The 23,059-nt window shown below is 72.3% G+C and carries 21 protein-coding genes and 1 pseudogene; 13 read left to right on the top strand and 9 right to left on the bottom strand.

Annotation, left to right across the window (positions count from 1 at the left end; all coding sequences use genetic code 11):
- Nucleotides 1–101: 101 nt before the first annotated feature.
- Nucleotides 102–1,070, bottom strand: a complete 969-nt coding sequence (corA, locus tag H4F90_RS07860; protein ID WP_182663268.1) for a magnesium/cobalt transporter CorA — start codon at nucleotides 1,068–1,070, stop codon at nucleotides 102–104.
- 341 nt (nucleotides 1,071–1,411) lie between these two features.
- Between corA and hpf the strand changes: the two genes are divergently transcribed.
- The 3 genes from hpf to hprK all read left to right on the top strand — a co-directional run bounded on the left by hpf (nucleotide 1,412) and on the right by hprK (nucleotide 3,416).
- Entirely contained in the window at nucleotides 1,412–1,756 is a 345-nt protein-coding gene (gene hpf / locus H4F90_RS07855; protein WP_182663266.1) for a ribosome hibernation-promoting factor, HPF/YfiA family, read from the top strand.
- A 211-nt stretch (nucleotides 1,757–1,967) separates the two neighbouring features.
- A complete protein-coding gene (locus H4F90_RS07850; RefSeq protein ID WP_182663264.1) occupies nucleotides 1,968–2,438 on the top strand; it encodes a PTS sugar transporter subunit IIA in 471 nt (156 codons plus the stop codon).
- Between the two features lie 27 nt (nucleotides 2,439–2,465).
- Complete coding sequence (gene hprK, locus H4F90_RS07845; RefSeq protein WP_182663262.1) at nucleotides 2,466–3,416, top strand: HPr(Ser) kinase/phosphatase; 951 nt, start codon at nucleotides 2,466–2,468, stop codon at nucleotides 3,414–3,416.
- Nucleotides 3,417–3,429: 13 nt separating this feature from the next.
- Here the strand turns inward: hprK and fur are convergent, their stop codons facing one another.
- Nucleotides 3,430–3,870 carry a ferric iron uptake transcriptional regulator gene (gene fur / locus H4F90_RS07840; protein WP_182663260.1) on the bottom strand — a complete coding sequence of 147 codons (441 nt, stop codon included), beginning with the start codon at nucleotides 3,868–3,870 and terminating at the stop codon, nucleotides 3,430–3,432.
- A 135-nt stretch (nucleotides 3,871–4,005) separates the two neighbouring features.
- Here fur and H4F90_RS07835 point away from each other — a divergent pair, with 135 nt between their 5' ends.
- From H4F90_RS07835 to holA, 7 genes are all read left to right on the top strand, one after another.
- Nucleotides 4,006–4,578 (top strand): outer membrane protein assembly factor BamE, encoded by a 573-nt coding sequence (locus H4F90_RS07835; RefSeq protein WP_235972111.1) that lies wholly within the window; start codon nucleotides 4,006–4,008, stop codon nucleotides 4,576–4,578.
- A 7-nt stretch (nucleotides 4,579–4,585) separates the two neighbouring features.
- Nucleotides 4,586–5,398: a 4-hydroxy-tetrahydrodipicolinate reductase gene (gene dapB, locus H4F90_RS07830; protein WP_182663258.1), complete on the top strand. Its 813-nt coding sequence runs from the start codon at nucleotides 4,586–4,588 to the stop codon at nucleotides 5,396–5,398.
- Nucleotides 5,399–5,415: 17 nt separating this feature from the next.
- Nucleotides 5,416–6,108, top strand: coding sequence for a MotA/TolQ/ExbB proton channel family protein (locus H4F90_RS07825; RefSeq protein WP_182663256.1), 693 nt, complete (start codon nucleotides 5,416–5,418; stop codon nucleotides 6,106–6,108).
- Between the two features lie 13 nt (nucleotides 6,109–6,121).
- Nucleotides 6,122–6,538 carry an ExbD/TolR family protein gene (locus tag H4F90_RS07820; protein WP_182663254.1) on the top strand — a complete coding sequence of 139 codons (417 nt, stop codon included), beginning with the start codon at nucleotides 6,122–6,124 and terminating at the stop codon, nucleotides 6,536–6,538.
- 109 nt (nucleotides 6,539–6,647) lie between these two features.
- Complete coding sequence (gene leuS, locus H4F90_RS07815; RefSeq protein WP_182663252.1) at nucleotides 6,648–9,362, top strand: leucine--tRNA ligase; 2,715 nt, start codon at nucleotides 6,648–6,650, stop codon at nucleotides 9,360–9,362.
- A gap of 16 nt (nucleotides 9,363–9,378) precedes the next feature.
- Nucleotides 9,379–9,936: an LPS-assembly lipoprotein LptE gene (locus tag H4F90_RS07810; protein ID WP_182663250.1), complete on the top strand. Its 558-nt coding sequence runs from the start codon at nucleotides 9,379–9,381 to the stop codon at nucleotides 9,934–9,936.
- 24 nt (nucleotides 9,937–9,960) lie between these two features.
- Nucleotides 9,961–11,034, top strand: coding sequence for a DNA polymerase III subunit delta (holA, locus tag H4F90_RS07805; protein WP_182663248.1), 1,074 nt, complete (start codon nucleotides 9,961–9,963; stop codon nucleotides 11,032–11,034).
- Between the two features lie 21 nt (nucleotides 11,035–11,055).
- Here holA and H4F90_RS15575 read toward each other — a convergent pair whose 3' ends face one another.
- The 6 genes from H4F90_RS15575 to H4F90_RS07775 form a co-directional block, all read right to left on the bottom strand.
- The gene (locus tag H4F90_RS15575; protein WP_182663246.1) at nucleotides 11,056–12,600 is read right to left on the bottom strand and encodes a nicotinamide-nucleotide amidohydrolase family protein; all 1,545 of its coding nucleotides are present in this window, start codon (nucleotides 12,598–12,600) and stop codon (nucleotides 11,056–11,058) included.
- Nucleotides 12,601–12,604: 4 nt separating this feature from the next.
- Nucleotides 12,605–13,168, bottom strand: a complete 564-nt coding sequence (locus tag H4F90_RS07795; RefSeq protein ID WP_182663244.1) for a phosphatidylglycerophosphatase A family protein — start codon at nucleotides 13,166–13,168, stop codon at nucleotides 12,605–12,607.
- 62 nt (nucleotides 13,169–13,230) lie between these two features.
- Nucleotides 13,231–14,550 carry an OmpP1/FadL family transporter gene (locus H4F90_RS07790; protein WP_182663242.1) on the bottom strand — a complete coding sequence of 440 codons (1,320 nt, stop codon included), beginning with the start codon at nucleotides 14,548–14,550 and terminating at the stop codon, nucleotides 13,231–13,233.
- 27 nt (nucleotides 14,551–14,577) lie between these two features.
- Entirely contained in the window at nucleotides 14,578–15,591 is a 1,014-nt protein-coding gene (thiL, locus tag H4F90_RS07785; protein WP_182663240.1) for a thiamine-phosphate kinase, read from the bottom strand.
- Nucleotides 15,592–15,622: 31 nt separating this feature from the next.
- Nucleotides 15,623–16,291 (bottom strand): response regulator transcription factor, encoded by a 669-nt coding sequence (locus H4F90_RS07780; protein ID WP_182663238.1) that lies wholly within the window; start codon nucleotides 16,289–16,291, stop codon nucleotides 15,623–15,625.
- A 20-nt stretch (nucleotides 16,292–16,311) separates the two neighbouring features.
- Complete coding sequence (locus H4F90_RS07775; protein ID WP_182663236.1) at nucleotides 16,312–18,489, bottom strand: sensor histidine kinase; 2,178 nt, start codon at nucleotides 18,487–18,489, stop codon at nucleotides 16,312–16,314.
- A gap of 229 nt (nucleotides 18,490–18,718) precedes the next feature.
- On the opposite strand from H4F90_RS07775, the gene H4F90_RS07770 reads away from it, so the two are divergent.
- The 3 genes and pseudogenes from H4F90_RS07770 to H4F90_RS07760 all read left to right on the top strand — a co-directional run.
- On the top strand, nucleotides 18,719–21,019 hold the full coding sequence (locus tag H4F90_RS07770; RefSeq protein ID WP_182663234.1) for an NADP-dependent malic enzyme: 2,301 nt from the start codon (nucleotides 18,719–18,721) through the stop codon (nucleotides 21,017–21,019).
- Between the two features lie 206 nt (nucleotides 21,020–21,225).
- Nucleotides 21,226–21,627, top strand: a complete 402-nt coding sequence (locus tag H4F90_RS07765; protein WP_182663232.1) for a ribonuclease domain-containing protein — start codon at nucleotides 21,226–21,228, stop codon at nucleotides 21,625–21,627.
- A 37-nt stretch (nucleotides 21,628–21,664) separates the two neighbouring features.
- Nucleotides 21,665–22,054: pseudogene (locus H4F90_RS07760) on the top strand (barstar family protein); the annotation flags it as partial.
- Nucleotides 22,055–22,289: 235 nt separating this feature from the next.
- Here H4F90_RS07760 and rsmA read toward each other — a convergent pair.
- Nucleotides 22,290–23,054 carry a 16S rRNA (adenine(1518)-N(6)/adenine(1519)-N(6))-dimethyltransferase RsmA gene (gene rsmA / locus H4F90_RS07755; RefSeq protein WP_182663228.1) on the bottom strand — a complete coding sequence of 255 codons (765 nt, stop codon included), beginning with the start codon at nucleotides 23,052–23,054 and terminating at the stop codon, nucleotides 22,290–22,292.
- Nucleotides 23,055–23,059 lie beyond the last annotated feature (5 nt).

Raw genomic sequence — 23,059 nt, 5'->3', positions numbered from 1 at the left:
CCCAGGCCCGGGCGGGACGCCCGGGCCCACCCCACGCCCTCGCAGCGCTCGGGCGGTTCGGCCCGTCCAAGCCGGCACCAGCCGGCTTGGAGCCGCGGGCCTCACCCCAACCACCCGCGCTTCTTGAAGTAGAGGAAGGGGGCGATGGCGCTCGCGACCATCAGGCCCAGGGCCCAGGGGTAGCCGAGCGACCAGTCCAGCTCGGGCAGCACCTTGAAGTTCATGCCGTAGATGCTGGCGATCAGGGTCGGCGGCAGGAAGGCGACGCTGGCCACCGAGAAGATCTTGATGATCTTGTTCTGATTGATGTTGATGAAGCCGACGGTGGCATCCATCAGGAAGTTGATCTTGTCGAAGAGGAAGGCGGTGTGGCTGTCGAGGCTGTCGATGTCGCGAAGGATCTGGCGGGCTTCCTCGAACTGCTCGGCGCCCAGCATGCGGCTGCGCATCATGAAGCTGATCGCGCGGCGGGTGTCCATCACATTGCGGCGGATGCGCGAGTTCAGGTCTTCCTGGCGGGCGATGGCGGCCAGGGCCTCGGCCGCGGCCTCGTCGTTGACGGCGGAGCGCAGCACGCGCTGCGAGACCTGCTCCAGCGCGTCGTAGACGCCCTCGAGCGCATCGGCCGAGTACTCGGTGTCGGCGTCGTAGAGCTTGAGCAGCACATCTTTCGCGTCCTCGATCAGCGCCGGGATGCGTCGCGCGCGCAGGCGCAGCAGCCGGAAGACCGGCAGGTCCTCCGCATGGACGGAGAACAGCACCTTGCGGTGCAGGATGAAGGCGACGCGGACGTTGCGCGAGCCGCGCTCTTCGTCGTCGTCGAGCAGGAAGTCCGTCCGCAGGTGCAGCTGGCCTTCGTCGTCCTCGTAGAAGCGCGCCGATTCCTCGAGGTCGTCGTCGACGATGTTCTCGGGGATGACGAGACCGAAGCGGCCGGCGATCCAGCCCTTTTCCTCGGGGCTGGGGTTCTCCAGGTCCACCCACACGGGCTCGACATGGGCCAGCGCCTCGGCGCTCTCGATCTCTTCCTGGAACAGCCGGCCGTGGGCCAGCGTGAAGACATTCAGCATGGGGGAGCTCCGACCAAACGGATGGAACGGGCACGGCCGGCGGGCGAAGCCCGGCGGGGGCCGGTCAGGGGGCGACCGCGCGCTCCCTGGGCCATGTGCCTGCGGTCGGAGCGGCGGTCACCGAGGATGCGAGGGAAGATCCAAGGTGACTCCGTAGCGTCGGAACAGCGTGCAGTATCGCACCGGGTCCCGTGCGGCGGCGGGGCGTCCACCGGCGGCGGCTGGACATCGGCTTGTCAGGCGAGAGCCGCAGGCGTAGTCTGGGCTCAAGCCTGCAGACATCCGGTCTTGCAGGCCCCGGGGGCCGATCAGCCTCCGTCCTTCCCGTGAAAGGAGTTCCCATGAATCTGACGATCAGCGGACACCATCTCGAGGTGACTCCGTCCTTGCGTGAGTACGTGATGACCAAGCTGGACCGGATCACCCGCCACTTCGACCAGGTGGTCGATGTCACCGTGGTTCTGAGCGTGGAGAAGCTGAAGGAGAAGGAGCGCCGCCAGAAGGCCGAGGTCAATCTGCATGTCAAGGGACGCGACATCTATGTCGAATCCGCCCATGCCGACCTGTACGCCGCGATCGACGAGCTGATGGACAAGCTGGACCGCCAGGTGATCCGCCACAAGGATCGCCTGCAGGACCATCACCACGAATCGATCAAGAAGCAGCAGCTTTCCGGCGTGGCCTGATCGCCGCCGCGCCGCGCCCTCCGACGGGCCGGCGCACCGAACAGCACGGCCCCTGCGGGGGCCGTTTTCGTGTCCGAAGCCCGCTGCACGCGCCGTTGCCGGAGCGCAACCGACACGCGGCCGGCAGGATGTCGGCGCGTTTCTATAATCGTTTCCACTTTTTGCAGCAGCGTCGGCCCAGCTTCAGCGTCAAAACCGCCGCGTCGTTTCGATGAACCGTCTCTCGACCATCCTGCCCATCAGCAATGTGCTGGTGGATGTGGACGCCACCAGCAAGAAGCGCGTCTTCGAGCAGGCCGGACTGCTGTTCGAGAACCGCCACGCGATCGCCCGCGCGACCGTGACGGACAACCTCTTCGCCCGCGAGCGTCTCGGGTCCACCGGCCTCGGCCATGGGGTGGCCATCCCGCACGGTCGCATTAAGGGCCTGAAGAACCCGCTCGCGGCGGTGCTGCGCACACGCCAGCCCATCCCCTTCGACGCGCCGGACGACGAGCCCGTCACCCTGCTGATCTTCCTGCTGGTGCCGGAGGCCGCGACCCAGCGGCACCTGGAGATCCTCTCGGAGATTGCCGAGCTGCTGTCCGACCGCGAGCTGCGTGAGCGCCTGAAAACCGAAGCCGAGGCCGTCGCGGTGCATGCCCTCATCGACGGCTGGGCGCCGCTGAAGACGGTGGCCTGAGCGGCCGGCCCCGCTAGGATCGGGGCCATGAAAGCCGATGTCATCAGCGCGGAGGCGCTGTTCGAGACGCACCGGGCCTCGCTTCGCTGGGAATGGATCGCCGGCCATGCCCATCCCGAGCGCCGCTTCGACGAGATCGCGGTGCGCGATGCGCAGTCGGCGGCGGACCTGGTCGGCTACCTGAACTACCTGCATCCCTACCGGGTGCAGATCGTCGGCCTGCGCGAAGCCCGCTACCTCGGCCACAGCAGCGCGGAAGACCAGGAGCGGCGCATCTCGCGCATCGTCACGCTGGAGCCGCCGGTGCTGATCGTGGCCGACGGCGTCACGCCGCCCGACCGCCTGGTGGCCATGTGCGAGCGCGCGGAGATCCCGCTGTTCGTGACGGCGGAATCCGCCGGCCACGTGATCGACGTGCTGCGCACCTTCCTGGCCCAGCACTTCGCCGAGCGCACGACGCGCCACGGTGTCTTCCTCGACATCCTGGGCCTGGGCGTGATGCTGACCGGCGAGTCCGGCCTGGGCAAGAGCGAACTGGGCCTGGAGCTGATCTCACGCGGCCACGGCCTGGTGGCCGATGACGCGGTCGACCTGTTCCGCATCTCCCAGACTGCCATCGAGGGCCGCTGCCCGCCCCTGCTGATGAACCTGCTGGAGGTGCGCGGCATCGGCCTGCTCGACATCAAGGCCATCTTCGGCGAGACGGCGGTGCGCCGGAAGATGCGGCTCAAGCTGATCGTCCACCTGGTGCGGCTGGAGACCATGGACCGCGAGTTCGAGCGGCTGCCCAACGAGCCGCTCTACGAGACGGTGCTGGGCGTGCCGGTGCGCAAGGTGGTGATCGCGGTGGATGCGGGCCGCAACCTGGCGGTGCTGGTCGAGGCCGCCGTGCGCAACACCGTGCTGCAGCTGCGCGGCATCGACACCTACCGCGAGTTCATCGCCCGCCACCAGGCGGCCATGGAACGCGGGCTCTGAACCCGCGCGCGCTTCAGCGGCCGCCGCGCTCGCGGCGCCGGGCGCAGTCGCTCTTGTCGCAATGGGCGTAGAGGGCCAGGGCATGTTCCTGGAGGCGGAAACCGCGCGACTCGGCCACCTCGCGCTGGCGCAGCTCGATCTGCGCGTCGTAGAACTCCTCGACCGCGCCGCAGTCCAGGCAGACCAGATGGTCGTGGTGCTGACCTTCGTTGAGCTCGAAGACCGCCTTGCCGCTCTCGAAGTGGTTGCGCGAGAGCAGGCCGGCCTGCTCGAACTGCATCAGCACGCGGTAGACCGTGGCCAGGCCGATGTCGGCGCCCTCGTTCAGCAGGGCCTTGTAGACATCCTCGGCCGTCAGGTGGCGCACCGGCGAGGTCTGGAAGACCTCCAGGATCTTGATGCGGGGCAGCGTGGCCTTGAGCCCGCTGCTCTTGAGTTCGTCGGCGTGATTCATCGGGGCCTCCATGACGCCCCGGGGGGCTCCTCTAGAATGAATCGATGATATCGGGCCGCCCCCTGGGTGGCGCCGTGGCTTGCGGATCCTGCCCTGCGGCGGCGACCGTCTCCCTGGCCTGCGGGCCCTCCTGCGATGAGCAATCCCCGACTCCGAGCCTGCGGGCAGACGCTGATGCTGGCCGGCCTCGGCCTGGTGCTGACCGGCTGCGGCCTGACCCCCACCGGGCCGCGGATGAGCGACCGTGTGCTCGGCGTGATCACGCCCTACCGGATCGACGTGGTGCAGGGCAATGTCGTGACCCGCGAGATGGTCGAGCGCGTACGCACCGGCATGAGCCGCAGCCAGGTGCGTGAACTGCTGGGCTCGCCGCTGATCGCCGACGCCTTCCACGAGAACCGCTGGGACTATGTGTTCACCATCCGCCGCGCCGGCACCGCCTACCAGCAGCGCCGGGTGACCGCGATCTTCCGCGGCGATGCGCTGGAGAGCCTCGAATCCGACGAGCTGCCGAGCGAGCGCGACTTCGTCGAGAGCATCGACACCGGCAAGGTCTCCGGCAAGCCGCCGGTGCTGGAGCTGAGCGAGGCCCAGCTGCGGGCCCTGCCCGCGCCGAAGGCCGCCGCGCCGGCCGCCGCCGCCACGCTGGCGCCGGCCAAGCCCGCCAGCGGCCCGACCCGTACCTTCCCCCCGCTGGAACAGCCCTGAATCCCCGATGAGCCAAGGTCCCCACCGCATCGCCATTGCCGGCGCCTCCGGCCGCATGGGTCGCATGCTGATCGAAGCCGTGCTGGCGGCTGACGACTGCCTGCTGGCCGGCGCCCTCGACGTCGCGGGCAGCCCGGCCCTCGGCCAGGACGCGACGGCCTTCCTCGGCCAGACCAGCGGCGTGACCATCACCGCCGACCTCGATGCCGCGCTGGCCGGGGCCGACGCGCTGATCGACTTCACCCGCCCCGCCGGGACACTGGTCCATCTGCAGGCCTGCCGCCGCCATGGCGTCGCCCTGGTGATCGGCACCACGGGCTTCGACGAGGCCGGCAAGGCCGAGATTGCCGCGGCCGCGCGGGAGATCGCCATCGTCATGGCGCCGAACATGAGCGTCGGCGTGAACGTCGTGCTCAAGCTGCTGCAGCAGGCCGCCAAGGCCCTGAGCCAGGGCTACGACATCGAGATCGTCGAAGCCCACCATCGCCACAAGGTCGATGCGCCCAGCGGCACCGCGCTGAAGATGGGCGAAGTCATCGCCGAGGCGCTGGGCCGCGACCTGAAGACCTGCGCCATCTACGGCCGCGAAGGCGTGACCGGCGAGCGCGACCCGTCCACCCTCGGCTTCGCCACCGTGCGCGGCGGCGACGTCGTTGGCGATCACACCGTCATGTTCCTCGGCACCGGCGAGCGCATCGAGATCAGCCACAAGTCCAGCAGCCGGGCCACCTACGCCCAGGGCAGCCTGCGCGCGGTGCGCTTCCTGGCCGGTCGCGACGCCGGCCTGTTCGACATGGAGGCCGTGCTCGGCCTCGGCTGAGCCGTCCGGGCGCGACCATGAACAGCCTGAGCGGCCTGTGGCAGGAGGGCGATCCCGTCGGCCAGGCGGTGGCCCTGATGCTGCTCGCGATGTCGGTCGCCTCCTGGGTGCTGATCCTCTGGCGCGGTCGCGTGCTGGGCCGCGTGCGGCGCGACCTGGCGCAGGCCCTGCCGGCCTTCTGGGCGGCCACCGATCTCGCCCAGGCCCGCCAGCGGCTGCAGGCGCTGGACCGCGAGGCCCTGCTGCCCGCGCTGCTCGAGGCGGCCCTGCTTGACGAAGGCCCCGGCAGCCTGGCGGCCGAGGCGCCCGCCGAAGACCGCCTGACCCGCCGCCTGCGCGACACGCTGCACGCCGTCCTGGGCCGTCTGCAGACCGGCCAGGTCGTGCTGGCCTCGATCGGCGCCACGGCCCCCTTCGTCGGCCTGTTCGGCACCGTCTGGGGCGTGACCAAGGCCCTGCTGGGCCTGGCCGGCAGCGAGGTGCAGGGCATCGATGCCGTCGCCGGGCCGGTCGGGGAAGCCCTGGTGATGACCGCCGCGGGCCTGGCCGTGGCCATCCCGGCCGTGCTGGCCTACAACATCTTCGGCCAGCGCCTGGCCGCCTGCGAGGCCGAGCTGGAAGGCTGGGCCCACGACCTGCGCGCCTGGCGCCTCGGTCGCCCCGGCGCACGCGACCTCGCGGCGGGGCCGGGCGGCGCCGCGCAGGCCTGAGCCGCGCCGTCCCATGCCCTTCGGCCGCCTCGAACGCCGCGCACCGGCCCGGCCGATGAGCGACATCAACATGACGCCGCTGATCGACGTCATGCTGGTGCTGCTGGTCATCTTCCTCGTGAGCGCGCCCTTGCTCACCGGACGCCTGGGCCTGCGGCTGCCGCAGGCCGATGCCCCGGCCGCGCCGCCGCAGGCCGGGGCGCTGAAGCTGCGGCTGGACGCCGCCGGCGTGCTGCGCATCGGCGAAGAGACCGTCGCCCCCGCCCTGCTCGGTGCGCGCCTGCGGGCCGTGGCCGCGCGCGACCCCGCGACCGAGGTGCATCTGCAGGCCGACCGCGAGGTGGCCTACGGCGAGGTGGCCCGCCTGATCGCCGCGCTGCAGGCCGCCGGCCTCAGCCGCATCGCCTTCATCACCCAGGCCCAGCCCTGAGGGGATCGGGCGGCCGCGGACCCGCCACCTAGAATCCGCGACCGCTTTCCCCCGCGGTTTCCCCGCTGTTCCCCCGTTTCCTCGAGGGCGCGTCCGCGCCCCCTGCCGCATGAGCGCCGTCCCGCAAGCCCCCGCCGATTCCGCTGCCGACGGCAGCCGCTACGACCCGCAGGCCGTCGAGGCCGCCGCCCGCGCACACTGGGCCGCGCGCGATGCCTACCGCGTCACCGAGGACACGGCCAAGCCGAAGTTCTACGCCTGCTCCATGCTGCCCTACCCCAGCGGCAAGCTGCACATGGGGCATGTGCGCAACTACACCATCAACGACATGCTCGCCCGCCAGCTGCGGATGAAGGGCATGAACGTGCTGATGCCCATGGGCTGGGACGCCTTCGGCCTGCCGGCCGAGAACGCGGCCATGAAGAACAAGGTGCCGCCGGCCGCCTGGACCTACGCCAACATCGCCCACATGAAGGGCCAGATGCAGGCCATGGGCCTGGCCATCGACTGGTCGCGCGAGCTCGCCACCTGCCAGCCGTCCTACTACCGGTGGAACCAGTGGCTCTTCCTGAAGATGCTGGAGGCCGGCATCTGCGAGCGCCGCACCCAGGTCGTCAACTGGGACCCGGTCGACCAGACCGTGCTGGCCAATGAGCAGGTCATCGACGGCCGCGGCTGGCGCAGCGGCGCGCTGGTCGAGAAGCGCGAGATCCCCGGTTACTACCTGAAGATCACCGACTACGCCGAGGAGCTGCTCTCGGCCGTCACCGACCCCGAAGATCCCAATTACCTGAGCGGCTGGCCCGAGCGCGTGCGGCTGATGCAGGAGAACTGGATCGGCAAGAGCAGCGGCGTGCGCTTCGCCTTCCCGCACACCCTCGCCGGCGCCGACGGCGCGCCGATCGGCGGCGGGCGGCTCTACGTGTTCACGACGCGCGCCGACACGATCATGGGCGTCAGCTTCTGCGCCGTCGCGCCCGAGCATCCGCTGGCCCTGCATGCCGCGCAGGGCCGCCCCGAGGTGGCCGCCTTCATCGCCGAATGCAAGGCCGGGGGCACCACCGAGGCCGAACTCGCCACGCAGGAGAAGAAGGGCGTGCCGACCGGCCTGGTCGTCACCCACCCGCTGACCGGCGCCGAGGTGCCGGTCTGGGTCGGCAACTACGTGCTGATGGGCTATGGCGACGGCGCGGTGATGGGCGTGCCCGCGCATGACGAGCGGGACTTCGCGTTTGCCAAGAAGTACGGGCTGGGCATCAAGCAGGTCGTCGCCGTGCCGGGCGAGACCTTCAGCGACGCCGCCTGGGCCGAGGGGTATGGCGACAAGCAGCGCGGCGTCTGCGTGAACTCGGGCGAGCTGGACGGCCTGGATCACAAGGCCGCCGTCGACCGCGTCGCCGAACTGCTCGCCGCGAAAGGCCTGGGCGAGAAGAAGATCACCTGGCGCCTGCGCGACTGGGGCATCAGCCGCCAGCGCTACTGGGGCACGCCCATCCCCATCATCCACTGCCCCGAGCACGGCGCGGTGCCGGTGCCCGAGCAGGACCTGCCCGTCGTGCTGCCGGAGGACTGCATCCCCGACGGCAGCGGCAACCCGCTGCACAAGCACGAGGGCTTCCACGCCGGCGTCACCTGCCCGGTGTGCGGCGCCGCGGCGCGGCGCGAGACGGACACGATGGACACCTTCGTCGATTCGTCCTGGTACTTCATGCGGTACTGCGATCCGGCGAACGACCAGGCCATGGTCGGCGCCGGCGCGCAGCACTGGATGCCGATGGACCAGTACATCGGCGGCATCGAGCACGCGATCCTGCACCTGCTCTACGCGCGCTTCTGGACCAAGGTGATGCGCGACCTGAAGCTGGTGCGCGTGAGCGAGCCCTTCAGGAAGCTGCTCACCCAGGGCATGGTGCTCAACCACATCTACTCGCGCCGCACCGAGCAGGGCGGCATCGAGTACTTCTGGCCGCACGAGGTCGAGCCTGTGCAGGACGCCGGCGGCAAGGTGGTCGGCGCGCGGCTCAAGGCCGACAAGGACGGCCTGCCCGCCGGCACCGCCATCGACTACCAGGGCGTCGGCACGATGTCCAAGTCGAAGAACAACGGCGTGGACCCGCAGGAGCTGATCGACCGCTATGGCGCCGACACCGCCCGCCTCTTCGTGATGTTCGCGGCACCGCCCGAGCAGACGCTGGAGTGGAACGAGTCGGCGGTCGAGGGCGCGCACCGCTTCCTCAAGCGCGTCTGGTCCTACGCGCAGAAGCAGGCCGCCACGCTGGTCCGCGCGACGGCCTCGGACCTGTCCGCCGCGCCGCTGCGCGCCGAGGCCAAGGCCCTGCGCCGCGAGCTGCACCTGGTGCTGCGCCAGGTCAGCCACGACTACGAGCGCATGCAGTACAACACCGTGGTCTCGGGCTGCATGAAGCTGCTGAATGCGCTCGACGCCTATGCGCCGGACGCATCCGACGGCGATGCCGCCGTGCTGTGCGAGGCCGTCTCCGTGCTGCTGCGCGCGCTCTACCCGGCCTGCCCCCACCTCACGCACGCGCTGTGGCAGCAGCTGGGCTACGCGGCGGCGATCGGCGAGCTGCTCGACGCCCCCTGGCCGGCCGTCGACGAAGCCGCGCTGGTGCAGGACGAGATCGAGCTGGTGCTGCAGGTCAATGGCAAGCTGCGCGGCGCGATCCGCGTGCCGGCCGGCGCCGACAAGGCCGCCATCGAGGCCGCCGCCCTGGCCTCGCCCGACGCGCTGAAGTTCACCGAGGGCAAGCCGCCGAAGAAGGTGGTCGTCGTGCCCGGCCGCCTCGTCAACCTGGTCGTCTGAAGTCGAAGGCCCCACGATGTCCGCAGCTGCCCCCGCCCCCCTCACCCGCCGCCGCCTGCTGCGCGCCGGCCCGGCTGCCGCCCTGGCCCTGCTGGCCTCGGCCTGCGGCTTCCAGCTGCGCGGGGCAGCCACCGGCCTGCCCTTCGAGCGGATCGCGCTGGAGGGTTTCCGCGAGCGCGGCACGCAGCTGGCGCTGACCCTCAAGCGCGACATCGAAGCCGACGGCCGCAGCCGCATCGTGGACGCGGCCAGCCAGGCGCAGGTGGTGATCGAGGTGCTGCTCGCCCAGCGCGAGCGGGTGGTCGCGGCGCAGACCTCGTCCGGCCAGGTGCGCGAGTTCACGCTGCGCAGCCGGCTGGCCTTCCGCCTGCGCACGCCGGACGGCCGCCTGCTGGCCCCCGATGCCGAGCTGGTGCAGACCCGCGACATGAGCTTCAACGAGAGCAGCGCGCTGGCCAAGGAGCAGGAAGAGAGCCTGCTCTACCGCGCGATGGAGGACGACATCTCGGCCCAGGTGCTGCGCCGTCTGGCGGTGCTGCGCCTGCCGGCACCGCCGGCCTCCGCGGCGCGCTGAGGCGCGCGGCTTCAGGCCCCGGCCATGCAGGTCCGCGCCGATCAGCTGGCCGCGCATCTGCAGCGCGGCCTGGCACCGCTCTACACCGTGCACGGCGACGAGCCGCTGCTGGCCCTGGAGGCCGCCGACGCGATCCGGGCCGCGGCCCGCGCGGCCGGCCACACCGAGCGCGAGGTGCACACCGTGGCCGGCGCGCATGTCGACTGGTCCGGCATCCTCGGCGGGGCGCAGGCCATGAGCCTGTTCGCGGACAAGCGCCTGATCGAGATCCGCATCCCCTCGGGCAAGCCCGGCAAGGACGGCAGCGCCGCGCTGCAGGCCCATGCCGCGCGGCTGCCGGAGGACACGCTGACCCTCGTCAGCCTGCCGCGCCTGGACCGCATGCAGATGAACAGCGCCTGGTTCGGCGCGCTGGAGGCGGCAGGGGTGGTGGTGAAGGTCGAGCCGGTCGGCCGCGCCGCGCTGCCGGCCTGGCTGGCGCGGCGCCTGGCCGCGCAGGGCCAGCATGTCGCGCCCGGCCCCGAGGGCGAGCAGGCCCTGGCCCGCTTCGCCGACCGGGTGGAGGGCCATCTGCTGGCCGCCGCGCAGGAGATCCGCAAGCTCGCGCTGCTGCATCCGCCCGGCACCCTGTCGGCCGCGCAGATCGAGGCCGCGGTGCTGCCGGTCGCGCGCTACGACATCTTCAAGCTCGGCGAGGCCCTGCTCGGCGGCCAGATCGCACGCCTGCGCCGCATGCTGGCCGGGCTGGAGGCCGAGGGCGAGGCGGCCGTGCTGGTGCACTGGGCGATCGCCGACGACATCCGTGCGCTGCGCCGCTGCCGACTGGCCCTGGATGCCGGCCAGCCGCTGGCGGCGGTGCTGCGCGAGCAGCGCATCTGGGGCCCGAAGGAGGCGCTCTACGAGCGCGCCCTGCCGCGGCTGGACGCGGCCCGGCTCGACGCCGCCCTGGCCGATGCGCACCGCTGCGACGGCATCGTCAAGGGCCTGCCGCAGCCGGGCTGGCCCGCCTCGCCCTGGGCCGCGCTGGAGCAACTGGCGCTGAGCCTGGCCCTGCCGCTGGCCGCGCCGGCACGGGCTGCCGCGCCGCGGCGCGGCTGAGCGGCCGGCCGCCGCGGCGCCTCAGTAGCCGCGGTCGCGGTCCACCCGGTGGGCCAGCGGCCGGCCTTCGGCCAGGGCCTGGGCATTGGCGGCGGCGATCCGGGCCGCGCTGCGCGGGTCGGTCAGCGCAGCGACATGCGGGAGCACGGTCACGCGCGGATGCCGCCAGAAGGGATGGTCGCCCGGCAGCGGTTCGGTCGCGAAGACATCGAGCACGGCGTGGCGCAGGCGGCCGGTGTCGAGGGCCGCCAGCAGGTCCGGCTCGACCAGCTGGGCCCCGCGCGCCAGGTGGATCAGGGCGGCGCCGGGCCGCATCTGCGCCAGGCGGGCCGCGTCGAAGAAGCCCTGGGTGGCGGGCGTCAGCGGCAGCAGATTGAGGACGAGGTCCGCCTCGGCCAGGGCGGCGCGCAGGCCGGCTTCGCCCGGCTGCAGCCGCAGGCCCGGCGGCAGGCCGGCTGGCCGCGGCGCCTCGGCGCTGCGCCGCCAGCCCAGCAGGCGGTGGCCGAGCGGGGCGAGGGCGCAGGCCACGGCCCGGCCCATCTGGCCCAGGCCGAGCAGAAGCACCGTGGTCTCGTCGGCCCGCCGCTGCGGCAGCGGCCGCCACTGCGCGGCACGCTGCTGGGCCGCGTAGTCGAAGAAGCCGCGCTGCAGGGCCAGCACGGCCCAGAGCGCCGTCTCGGCCATGGCGGCGCTCATCGCCGGATCGACCATGCGTGCCAGCGGCAGGCCGGCGGGCAGGCTGGGATCGGCGAGCAGCCGGTCCACCCCGGCCCACAGCGACTGCACCGCCGCCAGCGCCGGCAGGCCGGCCAGCACACCCGGCGGCGGATTGGCGACGAAGGCCAGGCGGATCGCCTCGGCCGGGCCCTGGGCCGGATCGCTCACCAGGCGCCAGGGCGGGTCGAGCGTGGCCAGCTCGGCCTGCAGGGCCTCGGCCCAGACGGCCTGCTCGACGGCGGTGAAGCGCCCGGCCAGCAGGGCCACGGGGGCTTCGGGGCGTGGCACGACGGCGGTGGCATGGGCCGGCGCGGTACCGCCCCCCTCGCCGGACGGCCGCGGCTGTGCATGGGCCCAGTCCAGCGCACGGACCAGGGCCTCCTGCCGCGTGGCTTCGCGCACGGCACGGCGGTCGCCGGGCAGCTGCAGGCGCAGGGCGGCGCTGCACGGCGTGCCGGCGACGCGCCAGGCCCAGGCCAGCCAGACGGTGCCGACCGGCTTGCCGGGGCGCGCACCGCCGGGGCCGGCGATGCCGGTGACGGCCAGGGCCAGGTCGGCGGCGCTGCGCTGCAGCACGCCTTCGGCCATGGCGCGGGCCACCGGCTCGCTGACGGCGCCCTCGGCCTCGATCAGGTCCGCCGGCACGCCGAGGAGCTCGGTCTTGGCGGCATTGCTGTACGAGACCACCCCGCGATCGAACCAGTCGCTGGAGCCGGGCTGCTCGGTGCAGGCGGCGGCGATCAGGCCACCGGTGCAGCTCTCGGCCGTGCTCAGGCGCAGGCCGCGCGCGCGCAGGGCCTCGGCCAGCGCATCGAGCAGGGCGGGCCGGCCCGGGTCCGGGGCGTCCATGGGCTCAGACCCCGGCGAAGCGCAGCAGCGCCAGCACGACCAGGGTGCAGAGCGCGGCCACCAGGTCGTCGAAGACGATGCCGAAACCCTGGGCCCAGCCGATGCGGGGCGCCTGGCCGCCGGCGCCCAGGCCGCGGCGCTTGAACAGGCCGTCGGCCCAGCGCACCGGACCGGGCTTGGCGGCATCGAAGAAGCGGAACAGGGCGAAGGCCAGGGTCTGTTCCAGCAGGCCGGCCGGCGTCAGCAGCCACAGCACGATCCAGAAGGCGATGACCTCGTCCCAGACGATGGCGCCCGGGTCGGCCGTGCCGAGGTGCTGCGCACAGCGGGTGCAGGCCCACCAGCCGCCCCCCAGGCCGGCGGCGATCAGCAGGCCCCAGGCCGCCTCGTCGAGCCAGACATCCAGCACCAGGAAGCTGAGCCAGGCCCAGAGCGTGCCGACCGTGCCCGGCGCGAGCGGGCTGAGCCCCGCGCCGAAGCCCAGCGCGATCCAGCGCGCCGGATGGCCGCGCAGGAAGCGGGCGTCGGCACGGCGCGGTGCGATCGGGGGCAGGGAAGCATCAGACATGGGAACAAGGGGGCAGGACGTCGAGATCGCGGGCCGGGAGGAGCCGCTGCGCAGCGCGCGGCTCAGAAGCTGCGGCCGTAGGCCAGGCCCAGCGAGAGCTGGCGCATGCGGATCGTCTCCTCGCCGCCGATGCCGGGCACCCCGAAGGCCTGGTCGAAGAAGGAGGTGCCGCGCACCGATTCGCGCGGCGCGACCATGAAGGTGCCGGTCAGCTCGCTGGCCGCGTCCAGGCGCTGGGTGAAGCCCAGGGTGAAGTGCTTGCGGACCACGCCGGGGGCGAGGATGTTGAAGGTCACGTCGGCGCTGCGGATCGGGTTGTCGCCGACGTTCACCCCTGCGCGCAGCACCAGGTCGGGCGTGGCCTGCCAGGCCAGGCCGAGCTTGATCACCTCGACGTCGCGCCAGCCGAAGCCAGGCCCGCCGGCCTCGCCGAGCAGGGCCGGCGCGGCGCTGGGGTTGCCGACCGAGCGGACTTCGCTGAAGCGGATGCGGTTCACGTCCAGGGCCAGCGTCCAGCGCGGGGCGAACTTGTAGGCCAGGCCCAGGCTCCAGTTCGACGGGATGTCGAAATCGCCCTGCTCGGCGAACAGGCCCTCGTACTTCGTGAAGCGGCTCATCCGCGTGCGGGTGGCATAGGACGCGCCAAAGCTCAGGCGCTCGTCGAAGAAGCGGCCGAGGTAGCCCACGCGCAGGCCGGCGCCGTAGCTGCGGTCCTTGCCGCGGTTGGTGACCTTGCCCTTGCGGCTGGTGAAGTCGAAGAGCGGAATGGTGTTGTCGAAGGCCTGCAGGCCCTGGGCCTGGAACTGCTGCGCCGTCAGCAGCAGCGAAACCCCGAAGGCCTGCTGCTCGGCGAATCGCCAGGCCAGCGAGGGCGCGACGACGAGCTGGATCAGGTCCACCCCCAGGCCACCCTGGCCGCAGAGCTGGTTGTTCGAGAAGCCGGTCAGCACGCAGCTGTAGCGGCCCTGCGCGTAGGTGGTGTTCAGGCCGCCATTGCCGTAGACGCTGAGGCCGAAGGCCAGCCGGTCGTTGATCGGCCGGCTCAGGCCGAACTCGGGGATCAGGAAGGTCTCGCGGCGGCTGCGGCTCGCGCCGTCGAGCTGGAAGAGCCCGAGGGGCAGGCCGACCGCCCCTTCGCGCTCGGCATCGCGCACCGGACGGAAGACATCGCCACCGACATCGAAGCGCGCGCCGACGAAGGCGAAGGAGGCCGGGTTGTTCGCGCCGCCGAAGGCGTCCTGCGCAAGCGCGGTGGCCGTGCCGCCCATGCCCTTGGCCTTCAGGCCGTAGCCATGGGCGAAGTAGCCGTTGGTGGCGGCGGCGGGCAGCGCGGCCAGGGCCAGCGCGAGCAGGCCGGGGGAGAGGCGGGCACGGAGGGACATGGCGGGGATCGGAGGGTGCGGGCGGCCTCAGCCGCGGAAATGGTCGAAGGCGAGGTAATCGGCCGCGACCGGGCGGCCCGCGGCGTCGACGCAGCGCAGGCCGGTCTCGTCCTCGATGCGGCCGACCGGGGTGACGCTCACGCCCGCCTGAGCCGCGGCCTCGCGCACGGCCGCCTCGGCGCCGGCCGGGGCGGTGAAGGCCAGCTCGTAGTCGTCCCCGCCGGCCAGGGTGCACAGACGCTGCAGGGCCAGGGGCTGGGCGGCCAGCTCGGCGCTGCGCGGCAGCGCGTCGGCATCCAGCCGCAGGCCCAGCGGCTGCGGCCGGCCCAGGGCCTCGGCGCTGCGGGCCAGCAGGTGGCGCACGTCACCCAGCAGGCCGTCGGACAGGTCCAGCGCCGCGCTGGCCACGCCGCGCAGGGCCTGGCCCAGGGCCACCCGCGGCTCGGGCCGCTCCATGGCCAAGCGGACCCGGTCGAAGACCTCGCCCGGCAGCCTGACCGTGCCGCGGAAGCCTTCCAGCGCCAGCCGCGCATCGCCGAGCCGGCCGCTGACCCACAAGGTGTCGCCGGGCCGCGCGCCGTGGCGCAGCAGGGCCTGGCCGGTGGGCACCTCGCCGATGACGGTGAGGCTGAGGTTCAGCGGGCCGGCCGTCATGTCCCCGCCGGCCAGGGCGATGCCGTGGCGGTCGGCCAGGGCATAGAGGCCGTCGGCGAAGCGGCCCAACCAGTCGGCGTCGCCGCGCGGCATGGCGATCGCCAGGGTGCAGGCCAGGGGGGTGGCGCCGCAGGCCGCCAGGTCGCTGAGGTTGACGGCCAGGGCCTTGTGGCCCAGGGCCTCGGGCGCGACGGTGGAGAGGAAATGCCGGCCCTCGACCAGCATGTCGGTGGACACGGCCAGCTGCATGCCGGGCCGCGGCGCGAGCAGCGCGCAGTCGTCACCCGGCCCCAGCGGCACGCCGGGACGCGGCGCACGGTGGCGGTGGAAGCAGCGCGCGATCAGGTCGAATTCGCCGGGCGGCGGCGAGGGGACGGCAGCAGACATGGGCGGATTGTCGGCCGCCGCAGGCCGGCCCTCAGCCCGCGGCCGACTCGCGCAGCATGTTGGCCAGTTCGACGGCCGAGCGGACGCCGAGCTTCTCGAAGACGCGGGCGCGGTGCACCTCCACCGTCCGCACGCTGATGGCCAGGGCATCGGCGATCAGCTTGTTCGGCCGGCCGTCGACGACCAGGCGCATGACCTCGCGCTCGCGCTCGGTCAGCTCGGCCTCCCGGGCGGCCCAGTGCACGCGGCGCTGGCGGGCTTCGAGCGCGCTGCGGCTGGCCTCCAGGGCGCGTTCGATGCGATCGACCAGGGCGTTGTCGGAGAAGGGCTTTTCGACGAAGTCGAAGGCGCCGCGCTGGATGGCGGCCACCGCGGTCGGCACGTCGCCGTGGCCGGTCAGGAAGATCACCGGCATCAGCGGCAGCACGCCGCGCGCGACCAGGCGATCGAAGAGCTCGATGCCGCTGAGCCCCGGCATGCGGATGTCCAGCAGCAGGCAGGCCGGATCGGCGTAGGCGCGGTCGCCGCGGCTCAGCAGCATGCGCTCGAAGGCCTCGGCCGAGGGGTGGGCCTCGCTCAGCAGGCGACGGGTGCGCAGCAGCCAGCCCAGGGCCTCGCGGACCACGGGTTCGTCGTCGACCAGATGGACCACCGGCAGGCCGGTGATCGGCGCCGCCGCGGCGGGCGAAGGGGAGCGCATGGCGGAGGGGGACGCGACGTTCATGGCGTGGAGGATTCCGGCGCCGCGACGCGCGGCAGGGTGAACGAGAAACAGCTGCCACGCAAGCCCGGGACGGCCCGCGGTCCGGCGCCGGCCACCGGGGCCGGGGCATGGCGCAGCGTGCCACCGTGCTGCTCGATGACGGTGCGGCAGAAGTTCAGGCCCAGGCCCATGCCCTCGGCCTTGGTGGTGAAGAAGGGGGTGAAGAGCTGGGCCGCCACCTCGTCGGGGATGCCGGGGCCGCGGTCGATGACCTCGAAGCGCACGGCGGCGGCCTCCTCGCGCACGCGCAGGGTCAGTTCACGCTGCTCGGGCGGGGTGGCCGCCTCCATGGCATGCACGGCATTGCGGGTCAGGTTCAGCAGCACCTGCTCGATCATCGTCCGGTCGCAGCGCACCTCGGGCAGGCGGCGCGGCAGGTCGAGCGCGATCCGGGTGCCGCTCTTGCGGGCCTGCAGGTGGATCAGGGGCAGCACGGCCTCGAACAGGCCGGCCGCGGGCAGGGCCTCGCGCGGCTGCTCGCGGCGACGGACGACGTCATGCACGCTCTTGATCACGCGGCCGGCGCGCTCGGCCTGCTCGGCGATGCGCTGCACGGCCTCGCGGATCATCCCGAAGGTCGGGGCATCGGGCGGGGTCGCGGCATCGGCCGCCTCGGGGGGGCCGGCGGGCGGCGGGCCGCCCAGCAGGTTCAGCGAGCCGGTCGCGTAGCTGGCAATGGCCGCCAGCGGCTGGTTCAGCTCGTGGCTGAGCAGGGTGGCGATCTCGCCGACGGTGGCCAGGCGGGCGGCCGTCTGCAGCTTGTCCTGCTGCTGGCGGGCCAGCTCCTCGGCGCGGCGCTGGGCCGAGACGTCGAGCACGGCACTCATCCAGCCGGCCTGGCGGCCTTGGGCATCGACCAGCGGCGCCTCGAAGACCAGCACGGGGAAGCGCTCGCCGTCGGCGCGCATGAAGAGGGTCTCGAAACCCTCGCGCGGCGGCAGCTGGCCGGTCAGGCGCTCGCTCCAGCGGGCCTGGTAGAGGCTGCGCTGCTCGGGCGGCCAGTAGGGCGGGTGCAGCTGGCCGACCAGTTCGTGGGCGGGGAAGCCGACCATCGCGCAGAAGGCCGGGTTCACGTAGGTGATGCGCCCCTGCAGGTCGCGCGCCCGCAGGCCGGTGACGAGCGAGTCCTCCATGGCGCGACGCAGCGCGAGCTCCTCGGCCAGGCGCTGCTCGGCCGCCGCGCGGCGTCGCACATCGCGCACCAGCAGGGCGACGACGGCGGCCAGCGCCAGCGACAGGCCGATCACCAGGCCGGTCGACAGGTTGGGAATCAGGGGCGGGCCGCGGCGGTCGGTGTCGACCCGCAGCGCCAGACCCAGGCCCGGCAGATCGAGCAGGCGCTCGGCCAGGTAGACCCCGGCGCCGCGCGGGCCGCCCACGCGCACGAGACGGGTGCCATCGCCCTCCACCAGGGCCAGCTCGTGGGTGCGCAGCGTGGCCGGCGGCACCGCCTCCTCGATGGCCAGGCCGAGCGCGACGGTGGCGATCACGTAGCCGCCGGGGTCGTCGTCGCGGCCGACCAGCGGCAGGCAGAGATCGATCACCTCCAGGCCCAGGCCACCAGGCTGCGGCACGAAGTAGCTGCGCGACCAGCGCGGCAGCATCAGGCGGCGCGCGCTGGTGCAAGCCAGCTGCAGTTCCAGGTCGAGCTGGGCGCGCGGCAGCAGGCCGTCGGTCATGCGCTCGCTGCCGGCGGGCGCGAACAGCACGCCGCGGAAGGGGCTGTCGAGCACCTGCCGCAGCGCGAGGCGGGCATCGCGCTGCTCGATGCGCAGCATGTCGCGACGATCGCGCAGCAGGGCGCGGGGCGAGCCGGGGCCGTCGTCCGGCGCAAGGGTCTCGGACCAGGACAGGGCCTGCAAGGCCTGCTGATGGCGACCGAAGCGCAGCCGCAGGTCGGCCGCGACGGCGACCGCGGTGCGCTCGGATTCCTCCTGCAGGCGGGTGCTCTCGGCCTGCAGGCTCAGCACGATCAGCAGGGTCTGGGCAATGCCGAGCAGGGTGACGAGCACGACCCAGGGCAGGGCCCGGCGCCAGGCGCGCGGCCGGGCCGCGGCAAGGCCGGGGCCGGTGGGCCAGGGCGCGGCCGGAGGCGGGCCATCGGTCGGGGGGGTGAAGGGCCGGGCGCGGGTCATGGTCAGGGCCCCAGTATTCGGACCCCCAACGCAAAAGTGCTACGCAGTTTCGCGCATGAGCTTGCCCCCCGCGCTGGGAAACACTGCGGGCACGCTGCCTGCCCCGTCCGGGCGGGCCTCGGCCCGGGCGGACAATGCCCGGTCTGCGGCAAGAGGGCGACCCGCCCTGCCCAAGCCTTTCCGCCCGCCAGCCCGCCCGCCCGCGCGATCCCGACCGGAGACCTTCCCCATGTCCAGCCCCCAAGACGAGAAGCGCGACCAGCTGCGCCAGGCCGCCCTCGAATACCACGAGTTCCCGGTGCCGGGGAAGCTCGCCATCGCCGCGACCAAGCAGCTCGTCAACCAGCGCGACCTGGCCCTGGCCTACTCGCCCGGGGTGGCCTTCGCCTGCGAGGAGATCGCCGCCGACCCGGCCACCGCCTTCCGCTACACCGCCCGGGGCAACTTGGTGGCGGTGGTCACCAACGGCACCGCGGTGCTGGGCCTGGGCGACATCGGCCCGCTGGCCGCCAAGCCGGTGATGGAGGGCAAGGCCGTCCTGTTCAAGAAGTTCGCCGGCATCGACGTCTTCGACCTGGAGCTGGCCGAGAAGGACAACCTCGACAAGCTGGTCGATGCGATCGCCGCGCTGGAGCCGACCTTCGGCGGCATCAACCTGGAAGACATCAAGGCGCCGGACTGCTTCTACGTCGAGCGCAAGCTGCGCGAGCGGATGAAGATCCCCGTCTTCCACGACGACCAGCACGGCACGGCCATCGTGGTGGGCGCGGCGATGATCAACGGCCTGAAGGTCGTCGGCAAGGACATCCGCAAGGTCAAACTGGTCGCCTCGGGCGCCGGCGCCGCGGCCCTGGCCTGCCTCAACCTGCTGGTCAAGCTGGGCCTGCCGCGCGAGAACATCTGGGTGACCGACTTGAAGGGCGTGGTGTTCGAGGGTCGCACCGAGCTGATGGATCCGGACAAGGCCGAATTCGCCCAGCCCACCGAGCTGCGCACCCTGGGCGAGGTGATCGAGGGCGCCGACATCTTCCTGGGCCTGTCGGCCGGCGGCGTGCTCAAGCAGGACATGGTCGCCAAGATGGCCGCCAAGCCGCTGATCTTCGCCCTGGCCAACCCCAACCCGGAGATCTCGCCCGAGGACGTGAAGGCGGTTCGCGACGATGCGGTGATGGCCACCGGCCGCACCGACTACCCGAACCAGGTCAACAACGTCCTGTGCTTCCCCTACATCTTCCGCGGCGCGCTCGACAGCGGCGCGACGACGATCACGGTGGAGATGGAGATCGCGGCGGTCCATGCCATCGCCGAGCTGGCCCAGGCGGAGCAGAGCGAGGTGGTGGCCGCGGCCTACGCCGGCGCGAACCTGAGCTTCGGGCCCGAGTACCTCATCCCCAAGCCCTTCGACCCGCGGCTGATGATGAAGATCGCGCCGGCCGTGGCCCAGGCCGCAGCCGACAGCGGCGTGGCGGCCCGGCCGATCGCCGACCTGGAGGCCTACCGCGAGAAGCTGCAGACCTTCGTCTATGCGTCCGGCACGGCGATGAAGCCGATCTTCAACCTGGCCAAGCGCGCGCAGCACAAGCGCGTGGCCTACGCCGAGGGCGAGGAGGAGCGCATCCTGCGCGCCGCCCAGGTGGTGGTCGACGAGGGCATCGCCCGGCCGACGCTGATCGGCCGGCCGGCGGTCATTGCCCAGCGCGTCGAGCGTTTCGGCCTGCGGCTGGAAGCGGGCCGCGATTACGACATCGTCAACACCGAACACGACGAGCGCTACCGCGACTACTGGCAGACCTACCACCGCATGCAGGCCCGCCACGGCGTGACGGCGCAGTTCGCGAAGATCGAGATGCGCCGCCGCCTGACCCTGATCGGCGCGATGCTGCTGCACAAGGGCGAGGTCGACGGGATGATCTGCGGCACCTGGGGCAGCACCGCCATGCACCTGCAGTTCATCGATCAAGTGATCGGCAAGCGGGCGGGCGTGAACACCTACGCGTGCATGAACGGCTTGATCCTGCCGAACCGGCAGATCTTCCTGGTCGACACCCATGTCAACCTGGACCCGAGCGCCGAGGAGCTCAGCGAGATCACCGTGATGGCCGCCGAGGAGATGCGGCGCTTCGGCCTGCTGCCCAAGGCCGCGCTGCTGAGCCACTCCAACTTCGGCTCCAGCAATGCCCCGTCGGCCCTGAAGATGCGCGAGACGCTGGGCCTGGTGCGTGCCCGCGCCCCCTGGCTGGAAATCGACGGCGAGATGCATGGCGACGCCGCGCTCGACGCCTCCTGCCGCGACGAGCTGGTGCCCGACAGCCGCCTGAGCGGCGAGGCCAACCTGCTGGTGCTGCCGAACATCGATGCGGCCAACATCAGCTACAACCTGCTGAAGTCGGCGGCCGGCGGCGGCATCGCCATCGGCCCGGTCCTGCTGGGTGCAGCCAAGCCGGTGCATGTGCTGACCCCCTCGGCGACCGTGCGGCGCATCGTCAACATGACGGCCCTCACCGTGGCCGACGCCAACGCCGCGCGCTGAGGTCCCGTCCTGCCTCGCCCGGGAGGGCGAGGCAGCGGGTTCCAGGCCGTAAAGGCCTTCTCGAACTGCCTCCATTTGATGCAGTCGACTTGAGCTTTCGGGGCCGATTCGATACCATGCGCGCCTTTCGTTCTCAGGGATAACCCGTGCTGATCTCCGGCCCTCCCGGCCGTCGCTCCGGTCGCTCCACCCGCCTCAGCGGCTGGATGCGTGTCGCAGCGACCGTGGCGATCGGTGCAGGCGCCCTGTGGGGCGGCCTCTCCGGGCACCCGGCCCTCGGCCGGGGGGATTCAGCCTCGACGACCCAGACGGCTCCGGCCGGCACGGTCCTGCTGGCCCAGCTCCCGCCCGAGGCGCGCCAGACCCACCGGCTGATCCTGGCCGGCGGACCCTTCCCCTACGACAAGGACGGCAGCGTCTTCGGCAACCGCGAGCGCCTGCTGCCGGACCGCCCGCGCGGTCACTATCGCGAATACACGGTACGCACCCCGGGATCCCGCGATCGCGGGGCCCGACGCCTGGTGTGCGGTGGTCGCCCCCCGACCCTGCCCGAGGCTTGCTACTACACCGACGACCACTACGCGAGCTTCCGCCTCGTCGCGCAGTGAGCCCAGGCATCCGCCGCCACCGAGGGGGAACGTGACCATGCTCTTGCAAACCGTCCGACCCAATATCGTCCAGGCGATCCGCGCCTTCCGCGTGGACGAGCTGATGCAGGCTGCCCAGGACCTGGGCCAGCATTTCCTCTACGCCAACCTCGCGCAGGCCCAGAGCAAGCAGGAGGTGCTGGAGACGCTGGCGACCTCCTTCCTCTTCCCGGTGCATTTCGGGAAGAACCTGGACGCGCTCTACGACTGCATGACCGACATCGTGCACAAGGCCGGCACACAGCCGGGCTTCGTGGTGGTGCTCGACCAGCTGCCCGACCATGCCCGCTTCGACCGCGAAGCCCGCGAGCAGCTGCTCGACGTGTTCCGCGAGGCGGCCGATTTCTGGGCCGAGCGCAAGATTGCCTTCCGCTGCTTCTACTCCTTCGCGGTCACCCGGCAGGACAGCGCGCCGGTCGGCGAACGTGCGATCGAAGTGCCCGCGCCGGAGGCCAAGCCGACCAAGGCGCCGGGCAAGTCGAACGCGAACAACTTCGGCATGAACATGCCGCTGATGAGCAGCGCCTTCGACACCGCCTGCTGGCTGGACGCCGCCTGAGGACCCGGGCGCGCGTCGCGCCCGGCCGCCGTGCACGACGGGCCCTGCGGGGCCCGTCGGCCTTTCAATCGGCCGCGGGCGGCAGGGCCGCCGCCAGGGCCAGGTACTCGGCCACCGGAACCTCCTCGGCGCGGCGCTGCAGGTCGAAGTCGCCCGGGTAGGCCTGGGTCTCCAGCCAGCGGCCCAGGCTGTGGCGCAGCAGCTTGCGGCGCTGGGAGAAGGCCGCGGTGACCAGTGCGCCCAGGCGGCGGGCATCCACCCCGGCCGGGGCGCTCAGCGGTTGCATGCGGACCACGGCGGAGTCGACCCGCGGCGGCGGGTCGAAGGCCTCGGGCGGCACGTCCAGCACGGACTCGATCGCGTAGCGCCACTGCAGCATCACGCTGAGCCGGCCGTAGTCCTTGCTGCCGGGCGCGGCAGCCATGCGGTCGACGACCTCCTTCTGCAGCATGAAGTGCTGGTCGACGACCACCTCCACGGCATCCAGCAGGTGGAAGAGGATGGGCGTGGAGATGTTGTACGGCAGGTTGCCGACGATGCGCAGCCGGCGGCCGGCGGCCAGGGCGGCCACATCGACCTTCAGCACGTCGGACTCGACCACCTCCAGCTCGGGCCGGCGGCGCAGGCGGGCGGCCAGGTCGCGGTCCAGCTCGATCACGGTCAGCCGGCCGCAGCGTGCGACCAGCGGATCGGTCATTGCACCGAGGCCTGGGCCGATCTCGACCAGATGCTCGCCGGGCTGTGGGTCGATGGCCTCGACGATGGCGTGCAGCACGCCGAAGTCGGCCAGGAAATGCTGGCCGAAGCGCTTGCGCGGAATGTGCTTCATCGGGG

Source organism: Aquariibacter albus, assembly GCF_014145335.1.
In the GTDB taxonomy this organism is placed as follows: Bacteria; Pseudomonadota; Gammaproteobacteria; order Burkholderiales; family Burkholderiaceae_C; genus Aquariibacter; species Aquariibacter albus.
This window is presented reverse-complemented; position numbering and strand designations above follow the sequence as displayed.

Excerpts from the sequence above, each read along its gene's own strand:
- corA (WP_182663268.1), bottom strand. The coding sequence starts at position 1,070 with ATGCTGAATGTCTTCACGCTGGCCCACGGCCGGCTGTTCCAGGAAGAG.
- hpf (WP_182663266.1), top strand. The coding sequence starts at position 1,412 with ATGAATCTGACGATCAGCGGACACCATCTCGAGGTGACTCCGTCCTTG.
- H4F90_RS07850 (WP_182663264.1), top strand. The coding sequence starts at position 1,968 with ATGAACCGTCTCTCGACCATCCTGCCCATCAGCAATGTGCTGGTGGAT.
- hprK (WP_182663262.1), top strand. The coding sequence starts at position 2,466 with ATGAAAGCCGATGTCATCAGCGCGGAGGCGCTGTTCGAGACGCACCGG.
- fur (WP_182663260.1), bottom strand. The coding sequence starts at position 3,870 with ATGAATCACGCCGACGAACTCAAGAGCAGCGGGCTCAAGGCCACGCTG.
- H4F90_RS07835 (WP_235972111.1), top strand. The coding sequence starts at position 4,006 with ATGAGCAATCCCCGACTCCGAGCCTGCGGGCAGACGCTGATGCTGGCC.
- dapB (WP_182663258.1), top strand. The coding sequence starts at position 4,586 with ATGAGCCAAGGTCCCCACCGCATCGCCATTGCCGGCGCCTCCGGCCGC.
- H4F90_RS07825 (WP_182663256.1), top strand. The coding sequence starts at position 5,416 with ATGAACAGCCTGAGCGGCCTGTGGCAGGAGGGCGATCCCGTCGGCCAG.
- H4F90_RS07820 (WP_182663254.1), top strand. The coding sequence starts at position 6,122 with ATGCCCTTCGGCCGCCTCGAACGCCGCGCACCGGCCCGGCCGATGAGC.
- leuS (WP_182663252.1), top strand. The coding sequence starts at position 6,648 with ATGAGCGCCGTCCCGCAAGCCCCCGCCGATTCCGCTGCCGACGGCAGC.
- H4F90_RS07810 (WP_182663250.1), top strand. The coding sequence starts at position 9,379 with ATGTCCGCAGCTGCCCCCGCCCCCCTCACCCGCCGCCGCCTGCTGCGC.
- holA (WP_182663248.1), top strand. The coding sequence starts at position 9,961 with ATGCAGGTCCGCGCCGATCAGCTGGCCGCGCATCTGCAGCGCGGCCTG.
- H4F90_RS15575 (WP_182663246.1), bottom strand. The coding sequence starts at position 12,600 with ATGGACGCCCCGGACCCGGGCCGGCCCGCCCTGCTCGATGCGCTGGCC.
- H4F90_RS07795 (WP_182663244.1), bottom strand. The coding sequence starts at position 13,168 with ATGTCTGATGCTTCCCTGCCCCCGATCGCACCGCGCCGTGCCGACGCC.
- H4F90_RS07790 (WP_182663242.1), bottom strand. The coding sequence starts at position 14,550 with ATGTCCCTCCGTGCCCGCCTCTCCCCCGGCCTGCTCGCGCTGGCCCTG.
- thiL (WP_182663240.1), bottom strand. The coding sequence starts at position 15,591 with ATGTCTGCTGCCGTCCCCTCGCCGCCGCCCGGCGAATTCGACCTGATC.
- H4F90_RS07780 (WP_182663238.1), bottom strand. The coding sequence starts at position 16,291 with ATGCGCTCCCCTTCGCCCGCCGCGGCGGCGCCGATCACCGGCCTGCCG.
- H4F90_RS07775 (WP_182663236.1), bottom strand. The coding sequence starts at position 18,489 with ATGACCCGCGCCCGGCCCTTCACCCCCCCGACCGATGGCCCGCCTCCG.
- H4F90_RS07770 (WP_182663234.1), top strand. The coding sequence starts at position 18,719 with ATGTCCAGCCCCCAAGACGAGAAGCGCGACCAGCTGCGCCAGGCCGCC.
- H4F90_RS07765 (WP_182663232.1), top strand. The coding sequence starts at position 21,226 with ATGCGTGTCGCAGCGACCGTGGCGATCGGTGCAGGCGCCCTGTGGGGC.
- rsmA (WP_182663228.1), bottom strand. The coding sequence starts at position 23,054 with ATGAAGCACATTCCGCGCAAGCGCTTCGGCCAGCATTTCCTGGCCGAC.